This window comes from Bartonella sp. ML70XJBT.G, from assembly GCF_028618575.1.
GTDB lineage: Bacteria > Pseudomonadota > Alphaproteobacteria > Rhizobiales > Rhizobiaceae > Bartonella.
The window spans coordinates 76074-89959 of record NZ_JAQITA010000002.1 but is presented as its reverse complement, the minus strand read 5'-3'; the positions used below and the strand labels follow the sequence as shown (position 1 = coordinate 89959).

Genomic DNA, 13886 nt, shown 5'->3' with positions numbered 1-13886 from the left:
ACATAAAAAAATTATAAATCGTTTAAAAATGAAAAAAATTAGGCAAAAAACATTTGAAATGATCCAATTTGAAGCAATTTTATTTCAAGAAGAATGAAATAAGAATCTACAATCATTATAATTTTCAATATCTTTTAGAAATTTCCGTGATTATAAAAAGTTTTAAAGTGTAAGCAGATTTTTTTGCACTTTACCTATGGCACAGATAAAACCTATTAAAACAGCAAACACTTGCTCAATAGCCTTTACCACCACAATCAAAATATAAACTTTTTAGCCCTTTAAGATGGTACAAAAATGAAGCTTCCAAATATCATTTATACCGAATCACTCACCATTGCTATCTAGAGTGGTTAAAAGTTACTTTACAACTAAAAAAATCCCATGCCTTATCATAAAAGACAATGATGAATAGAGATATGTTTCTTCACCGCTGCTTGTATTTGCTCTCTTACAAAATGATGCAATAGTCATTCTATAGCCGAAAATCGCTGTATTTTTTCTTTATGAAGAGGATGAGCCAATAACTTTTTACTGCTCATGTTTTATAGAATCACACCTCTCATAAAAATTGACCTGATGATACTGCTCACTGACCTACTTACCTAAAGAGAGATATTTTACTTCGCTATCAAACTCATTTTTTAGCTTTATTTGTGAAAGAGACAATACAAGGCCTATTAAGACCTGCACCTCACCAGAAAGTGAAGCGACAAAGCAGAAACATTATTACACTTATCGTCCCTCAACAGTGAATTTGCTTTTGCATTAAAATAACGCTTCAAAAAGCATATCTTACTACTTTCTTTAACAGTTGCACGCATACATTACCCCCTTATGAGGGACTGACTAAGCTTTCTTTAACCTGTATATCAAAAGGTTTGAAACGAGAAAACATCCCTATATTCACAATTTTCACTCAAGGTGTAAAACAATGAAGCATCACTTATAAATTCAATATATTAATCAATCACGTACTGTATCAACACACAAAATGACGTCCTCAAAAAGCCTCATCTCTGTCAGAGTGTCTTGAGTTATCCCCCATACTTACCTCTTTAAATACCAGTAAATCCCGTGCAAAAAACGATACCCCTTAAAAAAACTTACCAAAGCCCCACCTTTCCTGCTTTTATTAAAAAACAGAGAATAAAACACGTTAAAGAAAGGTAATTTATGCAAAATCTACTCTTTTATCTCTGATATCATCTATGAGTAAACGTGGATCACGGGCAAGCCAAACTGTAGGCATAAGCCCGTCATTATTTTCATTTTGCATAGGAGCAAGACAAAGCCTGTGTTCTAGAATAAGCCCTGCATTTTCAAGCCACTGTTCTATTTGTGCTTCTGAGAATCCACGGTACATATGGGAATGGCAAACATGTGAAGAAGAAACTTTTTTTCCAACAAAATCGACAATCAACAAACGCCCATGAGGGCGCAAAACACGTGCAACCTGATGAAAAGCCATCTCAGGGTTATCAAGAAAATAAAGAGCCCAATGAAGAAAAACCACATCAAAAGTTTTATCCCCAACAGAAAGATGCAAAACATTGCTTTCAAGCTTCACTTCAAAATTATGCCTATAAAGATCTGAAAATAATTTTGAGACAGCATCTGTTTCCATACCAACAGTGAGCATAGTCTCAAATGGTTTATTGCCAATAATTTCAAGTAAAGCACTTTCCACTACCTGATCGGCAATATAGGACAACCGTAAAGCTTTCCACTCTGCTTGTTTTCGTAAAAAATGCTCTTTCCCCACTCTTTGGCGCTGTTTTCTGACCTCCACTAAACATTCTAAATCACGCGCTAATATTCCGTCATGCTTTGGCAACGCTGAAATAACAGCCATCACAATGTCTTTGCTTAAATCATGATGACAAAACTTAAAATAATTCTCCCCCCCCTTCTGATAGCATGTCATCAACCGCGCCTTACGTAATAAATGGAGATGCCGTAAGATATGCGATTGGGGCTGGCCCAAGATAAAAGTAAGATCAGAAATTGTTAAATCTTCTTGACACAACAGCGCCAAAATACGCAAACGATTGACTTCTGCCATCGCTTGCAGAAACTCAATCATTGCATCCAAACTTACTGTTTTGTTCATCAATATTCCTTAGCTCAGATAAACATTTGTTCTGACGAATAGAAAATCAAGCAAAAAGCATAAGGTTGCATAAAACTGTGCGAATTGTTTTTATGATAATATGAAAAATGAATAGTTCCTCCCAGTGCTATTACCTCAAAATAATAGTACACACCTTATAGAGCAATCATAAAACTCTCTGTAAAACTTATAACCTTCCACGATAATGTAACAAGTAAGAAAAGTTTACATATGTTATTATGCATTATCAGTCTTTTAAATATGATAAAATATTCTGTAAAGAATATAATAAGAATAGCAGCTTTCTTTGTTATCTCAGAAGCGAAAAACAAAATTCACCCTCTGGCATACTGTTTTGAACACGAAGAAAACACCAGCATACAACCATCATTTTCTCAAATCAAGCTTAAACAAGATAAGAAATTTTAGCGCGTAAGCGGCTTATAAGCGACACGCTTAACATTGAGAGCCTCTGCACCAAAACGGCGAATCTTATCCGCCTCATATTCAGCAAAATTACCTTCGAACCATTCCACATGGCCCTCACCTTCAAAAGCCAAAATATGCGTTGCCAATCGATCAAGAAACATACGATCATGCGATATGATAACCGCACAACCAGCAAAGTTTTCTAATGCATCTTCCAATGCAGCTAATGTTTCCGTGTCAAGATCATTTGTTGGTTCGTCAAGGAGAAGAACATTGCCTCCCTCTTTTAAAAGCTTAGCCAAATGGACGCGATTACGCTGCCCCCCTGATAAATTTGCCACCTTTTGCTGTTGATCTGCCCCCTTAAAATTAAATGCACCGCAATAAGCGCGACTATTCATTTCATATTTGCCTAATTTAATAATATCATTTCCACCAGAAATTTCTTCCCAAACGGTTTTATCGCCTGCCAATGCATCACGACTCTGATCAACGTAACTCATGTAAGCTGTTTCCCCAATACGTATTTGTCCTGAATCTGGCTGTTCTTGGCCCGTCAGCATTTTAAACAAAGTAGATTTTCCCATCCCATTAGCCCCAATGACTCCAACAATCCCTCCAGCAGGAAGCTTAAAAGAGAGGTTATCAATTAACACACGCTCGCCATATGCTTTAGAAAGATGATCAACTTCAATGACAACCTGCCCCAATCTCTCTCCAATAGGAATAATGATTTGCGCTTCTCCAGGACGACGCTCCCGTGCTGCCTGCACCAATTCATCATAGGCTTTAATCCGAGCCTTTGATTTTGCTTGGCGCCCTTTTGGGCTAGAAGCTATCCACTCTTGCTCACGTGACAATGCACGCTGACGCGCAGCCTCTTCACGACCTTCCTGAGCCAAACGTTTGGCTTTTGCCGCCAAATAAGCAGAATAATTTCCCTCATAAGGAATACCTTTACCGCGATCTACTTCTAAAATCCAACCTGTGACATTGTCGAGAAAATAACGATCATGGGTCACCAAAAGTACCGCGCCGGGATATTCGCGTAAATGCCTTTCAAGCCAAGCGGTTGTTTCGGCATCCAAATGGTTTGTCGGCTCATCCAAAAGCAATAAATCAGGTTTTGACAAAAGCAATTTACACAGAGCCACGCGCCGTTTTTCACCTCCTGACAGCTTTATCACACTCTCGTTGGCAGGCGGACAACCAAGAGCAGCCATAGCCATTTCCACTTGACTTTCTAAATCCCAAAGATTCTGGCTATCAATAATATCTTGCAGCTTAGCACTTTCATCAGCCGTTTCTTCGCTATAATTCATCATCAATTCGTTATAACGCTCGATAATTGCCTGCTTATCTGCAACACCTTCCATCACATTGCCACGCACATCTTTGCTTGTATCAAGAATAGGTTCTTGCGGCAAATAGCCACAACGTGCCCCTTCAGCAAGCCATGCTTCCCCCGTATATTCCTTATCGAGCCCCGCCATAATACGCAAAATTGTTGATTTACCTGCACCATTGGGTCCTAAAATACCAATCTTTGCATCTGGATAAAAAGACAAATGAATATTTTCTAAAATTTTTTTATTGCCATAAGCCTTGTTAAGCCCAGCCATGTGATAGATAAATTGACGTGCCATAAATTTCTCTTTGATATTTTCGGTATTAAAAATCAGAACCTTGAAAAAAGTGCTTTCACTTTTTTCAACTACGCAGTAAAGAGTGCTTTCCTTGTATCAAAAGCTTCTCACTCTATATTGATACATTTTTTCTAATCTCACAAGCCCTACTACGGTTCTGCATGCAAAAAAACGCCCCATCAAAAAATAGAGAACATCTGTTTTTAGCTGTACCTGAAACATGCTATCAAACATCACCTCTCTTCTCCATGCCAGATACAACATTGTGTTTTTATCGTATTAAACCAACTTATCAATGTAATATGATCCCCCATAAAAAACTCATTCTCTATGCCCCTTCTTTTTTTGCTTTATGGGCTTTACACTATGCAGTAAAAAAACCCTCTCTTTTTTCATTAATTTTGTGTTACGGGAAACAATGGACTTCACCTCTTTCCTTGATGGGACTTAAGCTGCGTTTACAAAACGATCGCCGTCTTATGGGATCTGATGTCCCAAGCCTTATGATCATGAAAGCTTTACACCAACATGTAGCAAAAAGTGACTATAGTACACTCCCCATCGAAAAATGGTTACAGTTCGTAAAAAACTATAAAACGAACTGTAAAAACTTATCCACACCTCTTTTTTGGCTTGATAATTGTAAAAGTAATACCAATATCCGCCAAATTATCTCAAAACTTCAAAATAAAATATGATCTTTTAAAGGTATCACAAAATTTTAAGTCTCCTACAGGAATATATTTATGGAAAAAAAAGCCTTAATCGTCATTGATGTTCAAAATGACTTTCTACCAGGCGGAGCACTTGCAGTACCACAAGGTGATATCATTTTACCGGCTGTTAATAATCTTATAGACCATTTTGATCATGTCATTTTAACGCAAGACTGGCATCCTCAAAACCATTGTAGTTTTGCATCTTCCTATCCTGATAAAAAGCCTTATGATACCGTTGATCTTGACTATGGCCCCCAAATACTTTGGCCCGATCATTGTGTGCAAGGAACAAAAGGAGCAGACTTTCATACATCTCTCAAAGTTGAGAAGGCGCAACTTATCCTTCGAAAAGGCTATAACCCCAAAATTGATAGCTATTCCGCTTTTTTTGAAAATGACCACAAAACACCAACAGGCTTACAAGTTTATCTCAAAGAACACAGCTTCACTAAACTTGCTATGTGTGGTTTGGCAACGGATTTTTGTGTAGGATTTTCTGCGCTTCACGCCATACAATGTGGCTTTAAAGTCAGCGTTTCATTAAATGCCTGCGCTGGCATTGATGTAAACGGTTCTCTCAATACAATGCTTAAACTTATGAACGAAGCCGGTATAGAACTCTTAATGGCCTCCTAAAATCCCTTCTTTTTTACCATTGTCATATATAAAAAATTTTTAATTTACTTAAGTTAAATATGCTTATTGAGCTGATGACGCTTAAAACGAAGAGAAGAATAAAATGCCATTCCAATAATACAAACGCCCACAAGTCCTGTTAATACTTCAGGAACCGATATAGTCGTCTGCAGATACATAATGATTGCAAGCACCAAAATAGCATAAAAAGCACCATGCTCTAAATAACGATAATGCAATAATATCCCTGATTCAACTAACATAATCGTCATAGAACGAACATAGAACGCCCCTATACCAAGACCAATTGCAATAATAAAAAGATTGTGTGAAAAAGCAAAAGCACCAACCACCCCATCAAAAGAAAAACTAGCATCTAGAATTTCGAGATAAAGAAAGGCACCTGCTCCCCCTTTTGTAACAGTGGTAAGAGTCGTTTTAGGAGCATCCAAAAGTGAACTCACTGCTTCGATTCCGATAAAAGTCAAAAGTCCATAAAGCGCAGCAAGTAAGAAAGTCATTTTATCTTCTATGACAATCTGTGTTGAAAACAATAATATTAAAATCAAAACAATTGCAACATCAACACCAACAAGCGCCCCCAGTTTTTGAGCAGGTTTCTCTATAAAAGCAAGCCAATGCACCTCTTTTTGCGAATCAAAAAAATATTTCAAACCGACCATCATGAGGAAAGTTCCTCCAAAAGCGGAAATCCCCACATGCGCATCCGTTAAGATTGCTGCATATTGATGTGGTTCCCATATTGCTAATTCTACTGCCGCCATTGGATTAATCCCAACAGCAACAGCTACCACAAGTAATGGAAAAACAATCCGCATCCCAAATACAGCTACTAAAATGCCCCATACCAAAAAACGACGGCGCCATACAGGGTCCATTTTTTCAAGAACACGGGCATTGATAATAGAATTATCAAAAGATAAAGAGATTTCTAAAATTCCCAGAACACAGCAAATAAAAAAATATTTAAGAAAACCGGTCACACTTCCTGTTTCTAGCCAACCAAGAACACCTCCCAGCAAAACACCAACAACTGTGGAAAAAAAAGCCCACTTAAAATAGCCTAATAAGGCCATGATCATTCCTCAAAAATCTATTTCTTTCATTTATCTGTAGAATCACATCGAATAATGGTATTTGTAAAATAACTACAATCTACATGGCGTGCTTATATGGGAACGCCCTTTGGAAAAAACAAGAGAAAAATAAGTGATTCTCTTATCTTCCTAAAAATAATGAGTGCTCATTTTAAGTTAATATACAAACTAGTCAGTTAAAAATGACTTTCTATCCACTAAAATTCAAAAAATAAAGAAAAATAAAGCTATAAATATTGACATTACATCATGAGATATTAATACATAGTGTGGCTTTATTTATCACAAGTCTATACCATGATGATTTACTGAGGGAGATAATTCGTGGCACGTCCTGAAACTGAATCGAAAACTATATTTGGAAAACGTTTACGTTATGTGCGTCTCGCTTTAGGAGATCCATCACGTGAAACCTTGGCTAAAAATTTTAGCATGACAAAAAACTCTATCGCTTTTTATGAACGTGGCGAAAGAGAACCTAATCTTAGTGTTTTACAAACATACCGTACGTTATACGGTGTCAATATCAATTGGCTTTTAACCGGACAGGGAAAAATGTTTGATACCGAATATACTAAAGGTGACTTTGACTGGAATTATTTTATAAAAAAAATCGAAGGACTCGAGGAAATTCTTGCCACTAGTGATCGAAGTGAAAAACCAAATCAGGAAAAAATCGATCGTTCTTACGAGAAATTGCAACAATATTTGTCAAAGCAAGGCTTATCGAATAGCCTTAACCCAAAAGCTGCAACCTCTCTGATTGATATGAAAGCCAAAATGGCGAATTCCTATACCCTTAGCTTGTTCATTGATTTACTCATTCGAAGCGTATCTCAAAAAGAAATTACAGCTAATCAATAAATATCCTGATCACAAAGGATACAAAAATCGATGTAAGCTTTAATCAGCACGGAAAGAAGTGTTTTTCCATGCTGATCGGGTTAAGTGTCAGTACAAATTTTGTTTTGATCGTAGAAATATGGGACAGCCTTGCCCAATAACAATGAAAGGAAACTTCTGCTGTAAGGAGAAATATAACATAATTAAAGTTTCAAAAATCAGTTTTATAGTATAAAAGACCCATTTTCTTGTTATTGACAAGAAATGTTTTCTTATTACAAAATTATAACCCTCATAGAAATTATTTGTTTAAGAGCAAAAAATTTAAGGGGAATATATTGACGACTTATTATAGAGACATACCTTATTATCTATAGTCAGACTGTTTGAATATTTATCCTGCAAATTATTGGCTATTTTATGAGGTGAGAAGCATGTATTTTGAGGTGTTTCAAGGAGTTCACAATCAGTGGTATTGGCGTTTAATCTCAGGAGATAAACAAAAAATCGCTTTTTCTAGTAAAGGTTATCCAACAAAACAGGATATACTAATAAATATTGAGCAGATAAAAGAGATTACACATAAAGCTCTCATTAGAGAGCTGCAGTCTTGACATGCATTATCCTTAGAATAAAAATTTTGACTTTGTTATTTCAACCTCTGCTTCACAATTTGATGATGGGTACATATTAACTTAGAATGGTAATTCGTTGTTTTCATGCGGCATGAGGATGCTAAACACCTTTAAATTCCCCTATTCTGAACTTAATTTATATTGAGGCAATCAAAACGATTCACCTGCACATCAGAAGGAGCAGGCAATGGACAAAAACCGTACAAGAACGGATTGAAGCCCTCTTATGAAAGCTTTTAAATCTAAGGGCTGTGCAATATTGAGGGTTGACGAAGGGTATGATGGTATTAACTTACTCCTTCATAAGGCATTTTATTCCTAAACAGATACCCCACCCCCCATTGCTTTCAGCAACAGATACGCCACAAAACAGTTATTTCTTCAATACAGTTACGAGATTGCACATTGCATTCTGATAACAGCTTCAATGCCTATAAATCAATGTATCATCATAAACTTTTACATCACCACCAACAATTATATTCCCATATAATTGAGTATTTTTATAAAATATAGCATGAGAGTAAATTTGAACATGATTTAAAATATAATCTCATCACCAATTCAATATTCACTCTTATGATAAAGATTTCCGGCTACCCTTAATTTTTTATGACTTTCTTAACGCTCTAAAAATCTTATCTTACACGAGCTCCAATAAAGAATGTGCATACAATTATTTTCTTGCATCCTCTTCAGATGGAACAACTTCCTGATATTGTTTGATCATTTCATCGTACTGCTTAACTTGTTTTTTCAGTTTTTCAATTGCTTGATCGCGTCTTTTAATCACCATATTTTGCTCTCTAATTGCCCTATCCCGCTCTTCAGTCATCTTCATAGAATCTCTTAAGAACTCATGCTTTATCTTTCGTACCTGTTCTTTAAGATCTTTAACCTGATCGCGATAATAAAGAGCAAACCGAAATACCACTCCACTAAAAAACAACACAACAATCAACACGCCTAATAAAATTTCATTTACGCTCATTTTGATTTCCTTTAATTGCCATTAATTGTCATCTCGACCAACTTTTTTGTTTCGCCCTCCATCAAAAAAAGAATGCAAAAGACTATCCACCAAGTGCAAAAAATCACGCTCGGTTTCCTTATTCACTCCATCAAAACACGCTAACAAATGATACAGGACAGTCCCATAAAGCTGCCTAAATCCATTTCCTTATAGCAATTCCCTATATCATATTGATTGATACAAAATACAAAGCCACAAATGATTTCAAACAATACAACCAGCCCGACACGCTCGAAAATACCTCTTTTGTATTGTTTTTGCTTACCTTTTTTACATCATGGAGAATGCACCCCCCTAGGCAAATCTCTTTTTCATTGCGAAAATCTTCATAGTGACAAACTTCAAGATAACCGTAAACTTTTTCTTTCTTACGAACCTTTGTATAAGAGCAAACAAAAACATTGATATAAATTTTAGAATTTTTGAGAATCTCTACTCAGTTATAAACAAGAGCATAGCCATCAACATGTGCATTGCCACTCACCTTCAAACGACAATAAATCTTTATCTTATTGCAAACATACAGCCTACTCCCCCACTCCAAGACTATATATTTGTGTATGATTATACCCATGAACAATGCTAAAGACAGGCAACATACAATATATCTGCGTGCTATCATAAGCACAAATGTCCACGCTAAAAGAAGCATCACACAAACTATGACATCAGCCCAAACACGCCCATTTTCGATAAAACCTCTACCATTAATATGATATTGTCCCCAACAATCACCTTCGTAATTGAGAATCCCTTCATGCTCTATGAAATGATCAAGATTACTTTTTGGGATGTTTTTAAACTCTCTTAACGCACACATGCGATATACCATCTCTAACAGTAACTGAATCTCTTAAAAGAAAAGAAAAACCAGTGTCCCACATCCATGATGTTTGTACGTTCTACAGCCATGACCTTTTTCCTTCAAAGCATAGAAATCCACTATATCCACACACCAAATGCAGAAATTTCTTATAAATGCCAATGTTATGGGATATCTTGATTTATAATGACGCTACGTATACTATCAGTAATATTTCATGAACACACCAAGTGTATTTCCATTTCTGGTCATACGCGCCTACCCTGTCACAATCGTGAAACTAAGCAACCATTTTTTATTGATTCGAATCTGAAAGTGTATGGGGACATTTTGTTATTAGTTAAAAACAACTCTGTATCCTTCATAAGCGAAAAGCTACGCATGGGTATTTTCACGCTCCTTATCTCATATATTCTGGATTCGCAGTGTAATATTAACGCTATAGCGTAAATGTGTAAAGGTCTAAAAATGAAAAAGACTGAAAAAGATTGGTTCCAACGCTTAATTGAATTAATAGAAAGTGACGGACGCACCATGATTCAAATAAGTAAAGCAGCAGGCTGTGGACAAAACTACGTACAACAAATGATAAAGGGAGGAAAAAGACCCTCTGTAGACAAGCTTATGGCTATTCTTAACACGCTCGGAAATGCTAGCGCCATATATGTAATAACTGGTTTTAACATCTCCGATGAAGATTTAAAACTTATCGCTTTGATTTCCTCTGGAGATAAAAAGAAGATTGAAGCTTTAAGTGTTCTGTTGACTGAGCAGAATTTGTAGAACTTTCTACTATTTTCAAGATCTCTTGTTTTTGAGTTGCAGACAAAGCCTCCCATTTCACGATAATATCAGATAAAGCTGCCTCAAATTTTTCGTCATTCTTCATAGTTATACTCCATGTAGTCAAACTATATATAACGCTAAAACGTTTGCACATATCCCATACCTTAGAAAAAATATTTGCAATAAGCAGTATGGAAGCAGTTGTATACAAACTGGTTTTATAAAATGAGATGGAATTCTGTTGGTTATGTACCATGGTGAAACAGAAAACATCACACGGTCCAGATCTTTTTATGAAAAAGCCGATATTATGACTTTTATCAACAACGTTAATAAAGTTATGCAAATTTTGCGATTCGCACCAATAACGCATCAATGTAAAGATATCTCTGAAAACGTTGCTAGTTTCTCTGTGAAAAAATATAAAAAAGCTTATTTTTAAAAAAGAATATATCACAGTTTTATTCTACACAGCACTCTCTATATTTTTTAAACGATATCGCAATGCAAAAATAGAGCAATGCGATATGTACAGTTCTATGAACAGCAGCGCTGCCTACAACTCTATGACATGCTTTCCACAAAAGGCTATTGTCCTCTATGAAGTCCACTGAAAATATGACATCGAGATCTATCATGAACAAAAATGGCAATACTTAAAAAGAGATAATGGGTCAAGACCGAATGATACCTGCATATATATTGCACAAGCATTTACCAAAAGAAGAATGGATTCTTCACTTGAAAAAGAAAACAGCAACAAATGTTACTGTCATGGATCACATGCTATACATAAATATTGTGAATTCTGTTTTTTTGCACAAACTTGAATCGTAATGATACAGCTTTGATTACTCAAAAAGACCTCATAGATAATGTCATTTATTAAGAAGCAGAGAAAAGCGGTCATAAAACATCAATGACAGTTTTACCCTCTCCCATGCAGAAGATAATGTAGCAGACATTTTAAAACAGCATACAAGATAATTGATTAACGTAGATGCAGTAATGCCACTAGATAAAAGGTTTTTGGTTAAAGTAAAAAAGAGCATAGCACCGCTCTAGAGCAAAACTGTAAAGAAAAAACTCACAAGGAAACAATTAAAGATAAGAAAAATTCAGGATAGACAAAAAAATAAACTAGAAGAACAAGAGAATCAAAAAATTCTATAGAATTTTTTCGTCTTATGATGGTGGGCCCGGAGGGACTCGAACCCCCAACCAAGCGGTTATGAGCCGCTGGCTCTAACCAATTGAGCTACAGGCCCCACACAGGTTGCTTTTCTCTAAACTAAAATGCCCTATGACACAAGAGCCTAGCTCAATTATAACCCATCTTTTTCTCTTTTCTCTTGGTTTTTTTTTCAATACTCTAATTTCTTTACAAGAACTCTCAGAAATGAGAAAATAGTCAATGAGAAATATAAAGGAATAGATATGACAAAAACAGTTTTCCATTCGGTAAATCTCTACAGAATCAAAATAGCGATGATGGCACTCACTCTGCTCATCAGTTCACTCTCTCTCCATGCTGAAGAAAGCAAAATGAAAAACGCAACAATTAGAGTTACAGCAACGGGCGAAAGCCAAGCAGCACCGGACATGGCAATTATCAGTTTAGCTGTTGTAACAGATGACAAAACTGCTCAACAAGCGCTAGCCGCCAATAATAAGTCTATGAATGATATTGTAAACGCTTTTAAAAACAATGGTATCCAAGCAAATGATTTACAAACATCAGGCTTATCAATTTATCAATATACCCCCGACAAACATCACGAAAAACAGAACAATGGAAAACTGTATCATGTTTCAAATTCTTTAACAGTGCGTATTCGTGATCTTGCCAATGCTGGTAAAATATTTGATCAAGCAATGGGGCTTGGTGTTAATTCGGTTAACGGCATTACCTTTACCAATGCCGATCCAAAACCATTTTATCAAGAAGCACGTAAAAAAGCTATTGCTGAAGCCATTGAAAAAGCAAAAACAATAGCACAAGCAGCAGATGTAAAATTAGGAAAAATCCTTGCAATCAATGAAAATAATGACCCCTATTATCCAAAGCCACGTCTTATGAGCCGAGCAGCGGATACAAGCTATGCAGACACAAATTTTTCAGGGGGCGAATTGGACTATAACGTCAATGTTACCATAGTATTTTCTATAGACTAAATCATGTAATATCATCAATCACCATGTACAGAAATTTATCACTGGCCTTCACAAAGAAGACCAGTGATATGATAGAGATAAGCTTCTTCAGAAGATAATTCATTTTCGTAAACTTCTATCTGCCCACGTGCAGAAAATTGTGTTTGATGCACCGTCTGACAATCTCCTGATACAAGCGGATGCCACCATGGAAGATCTTTTCCCTCATGAATCAACCGATAAGCACAACTTTCTGGTAGCCAACGGGCTGTTTTAACCGTCGCAACATCCAACGCTATGCAATTTGGGACAATTGAGTGACGATGAACATAATTCTGACACCGACAAGTTTCTCTCTCTAAAAGACAACAAGCCACACTGGTTGCATAAATATCACCCGTATCATCATCTTCTACTTTGTGCAAACAACAACATCCACACCCATCACAAAGACTTTCCCACTCAAGAAGTGAAAGTTCTTCTAATTTTTTGACTTTCCAAAAGGGATTTTCTTTACGCATAAATCGACCACATCTTTTGGGAAAAAACGATCAAAAAGCAACAAAATAAATTCACGGCATAGCCTTAAGACAAACTTTTAAAATAAATTCAATCAAAAATAGATACTATTTTGAGAAAAGATTTCATATACAAAAAATAAAGCATTAAAATATCTCTTATAAAACACAACACACAATCAAAAGTTAGAGGGTCTGAATGGAATTTCTAAACTCTCACTTATTCACATAAATCGCGTTTATGAATGCTTTTGCAGTATAAAGGACCGTAAGCATCAAAAGTTAATGCCTTCCAACATCAGTCATTTTACAATACCATATCTCTCAATCAATTTACCTCTACATGGAGAAAAATACTTAGATATCATTCATTCTTTTAAGAAATCACCCTACAATTTATACGCAGCTTCCGTTGATTTTGTAAACAGTCATA

12 protein-coding genes and 1 tRNA gene are annotated in these 13886 nt (G+C 36.0%); 6 read left to right on the top strand and 7 right to left on the bottom strand.

Going from position 1 to position 13886, the window contains the following annotated elements:
* Positions 1-1174 precede the first annotated feature (1174 nt).
* Positions 1175-2113 carry a methyltransferase domain-containing protein gene (locus PVV64_RS01635; RefSeq protein ID WP_273759346.1) on the bottom strand — a complete coding sequence of 313 codons (939 nt, stop codon included), beginning with the start codon at positions 2111-2113 and terminating at the stop codon, positions 1175-1177.
* A gap of 425 nt (positions 2114-2538) precedes the next feature.
* Positions 2539-4188 (bottom strand): energy-dependent translational throttle protein EttA, encoded by a 1650-nt coding sequence (gene ettA, locus PVV64_RS01630; RefSeq protein ID WP_273759345.1) that lies wholly within the window; start codon positions 4186-4188, stop codon positions 2539-2541.
* A 161-nt stretch (positions 4189-4349) separates the two neighbouring features.
* Between ettA and PVV64_RS01625 the strand changes: the two genes are divergently transcribed.
* Together PVV64_RS01625 and pncA are read left to right on the top strand one after the other, a co-directional pair.
* Positions 4350-4886 (top strand): hypothetical protein, encoded by a 537-nt coding sequence (locus tag PVV64_RS01625; RefSeq protein WP_273759344.1) that lies wholly within the window; start codon positions 4350-4352, stop codon positions 4884-4886.
* Between the two features lie 48 nt (positions 4887-4934).
* On the top strand, positions 4935-5543 hold the full coding sequence (gene pncA / locus PVV64_RS01620; RefSeq protein WP_273759343.1) for a bifunctional nicotinamidase/pyrazinamidase: 609 nt from the start codon (positions 4935-4937) through the stop codon (positions 5541-5543).
* Positions 5544-5596: 53 nt separating this feature from the next.
* Here pncA and PVV64_RS01615 read toward each other — a convergent pair whose 3' ends face one another.
* Entirely contained in the window at positions 5597-6640 is a 1044-nt protein-coding gene (locus PVV64_RS01615) for a DUF475 domain-containing protein (RefSeq protein WP_273759342.1), read from the bottom strand.
* Between the two features lie 345 nt (positions 6641-6985).
* Here PVV64_RS01615 and PVV64_RS01610 point away from each other — a divergent pair, with 345 nt between their 5' ends.
* Entirely contained in the window at positions 6986-7525 is a 540-nt protein-coding gene (locus PVV64_RS01610) for a helix-turn-helix transcriptional regulator (RefSeq protein WP_273759341.1), read from the top strand.
* Positions 7526-7938: 413 nt separating this feature from the next.
* Positions 7939-8118, top strand: coding sequence for a DUF1508 domain-containing protein (locus PVV64_RS01605; RefSeq protein WP_273759340.1), 180 nt, complete (start codon positions 7939-7941; stop codon positions 8116-8118).
* Between the two features lie 697 nt (positions 8119-8815).
* Here PVV64_RS01605 and PVV64_RS01600 read toward each other — a convergent pair.
* Positions 8816-9130 carry a hypothetical protein gene (locus PVV64_RS01600; RefSeq protein ID WP_273759339.1) on the bottom strand — a complete coding sequence of 105 codons (315 nt, stop codon included), beginning with the start codon at positions 9128-9130 and terminating at the stop codon, positions 8816-8818.
* A gap of 1333 nt (positions 9131-10463) precedes the next feature.
* Between PVV64_RS01600 and PVV64_RS01595 the strand changes: the two genes are divergently transcribed.
* Positions 10464-10778 carry a helix-turn-helix domain-containing protein gene (locus PVV64_RS01595; protein WP_273759338.1) on the top strand — a complete coding sequence of 105 codons (315 nt, stop codon included), beginning with the start codon at positions 10464-10466 and terminating at the stop codon, positions 10776-10778.
* On the opposite strand, the gene PVV64_RS01590 is transcribed toward PVV64_RS01595, so the two are convergent.
* On the bottom strand, positions 10702-10884 hold the full coding sequence (locus PVV64_RS01590; RefSeq protein WP_273759337.1) for a hypothetical protein: 183 nt from the start codon (positions 10882-10884) through the stop codon (positions 10702-10704). The genes PVV64_RS01595 and PVV64_RS01590 overlap by 77 nt on opposite strands.
* Before the next feature lie 1088 nt (positions 10885-11972).
* Positions 11973-12049 (bottom strand) — tRNA-Ile (locus PVV64_RS01585).
* Positions 12050-12218: 169 nt separating this feature from the next.
* Between PVV64_RS01585 and PVV64_RS01580 the strand changes: the two genes are divergently transcribed.
* Positions 12219-12956: an SIMPL domain-containing protein gene (locus PVV64_RS01580; protein WP_273759336.1), complete on the top strand. Its 738-nt coding sequence runs from the start codon at positions 12219-12221 to the stop codon at positions 12954-12956.
* Positions 12957-12994: 38 nt separating this feature from the next.
* Here the strand turns inward: PVV64_RS01580 and PVV64_RS01575 are convergent, their stop codons facing one another.
* On the bottom strand, positions 12995-13456 hold the full coding sequence (locus PVV64_RS01575) for a YcgN family cysteine cluster protein (RefSeq protein WP_273759335.1): 462 nt from the start codon (positions 13454-13456) through the stop codon (positions 12995-12997).
* Positions 13457-13886: the final 430 nt, after the last annotated feature.

What these genes read in the sequence shown, in the direction of transcription:
- PVV64_RS01635 (WP_273759346.1), bottom strand. Translation starts at nt 2,113, where the DNA reads ATGAACAAAACAGTAAGTTTGGATGCAATGATTGAGTTTCTGCAAGCG.
- ettA (WP_273759345.1), bottom strand. Translation starts at nt 4,188, where the DNA reads ATGGCACGTCAATTTATCTATCACATGGCTGGGCTTAACAAGGCTTAT.
- PVV64_RS01625 (WP_273759344.1), top strand. Translation starts at nt 4,350, where the DNA reads ATGCAAAAAAACGCCCCATCAAAAAATAGAGAACATCTGTTTTTAGCT.
- pncA (WP_273759343.1), top strand. Translation starts at nt 4,935, where the DNA reads ATGGAAAAAAAAGCCTTAATCGTCATTGATGTTCAAAATGACTTTCTA.
- PVV64_RS01615 (WP_273759342.1), bottom strand. Translation starts at nt 6,640, where the DNA reads ATGGCCTTATTAGGCTATTTTAAGTGGGCTTTTTTTTCCACAGTTGTT.
- PVV64_RS01605 (WP_273759340.1), top strand. Translation starts at nt 7,939, where the DNA reads ATGTATTTTGAGGTGTTTCAAGGAGTTCACAATCAGTGGTATTGGCGT.
- PVV64_RS01600 (WP_273759339.1), bottom strand. Translation starts at nt 9,130, where the DNA reads ATGAGCGTAAATGAAATTTTATTAGGCGTGTTGATTGTTGTGTTGTTT.
- PVV64_RS01595 (WP_273759338.1), top strand. Translation starts at nt 10,464, where the DNA reads ATGAAAAAGACTGAAAAAGATTGGTTCCAACGCTTAATTGAATTAATA.
- PVV64_RS01590 (WP_273759337.1), bottom strand. Translation starts at nt 10,884, where the DNA reads ATGAAGAATGACGAAAAATTTGAGGCAGCTTTATCTGATATTATCGTG.
- PVV64_RS01580 (WP_273759336.1), top strand. Translation starts at nt 12,219, where the DNA reads ATGACAAAAACAGTTTTCCATTCGGTAAATCTCTACAGAATCAAAATA.
- PVV64_RS01575 (WP_273759335.1), bottom strand. Translation starts at nt 13,456, where the DNA reads ATGCGTAAAGAAAATCCCTTTTGGAAAGTCAAAAAATTAGAAGAACTT.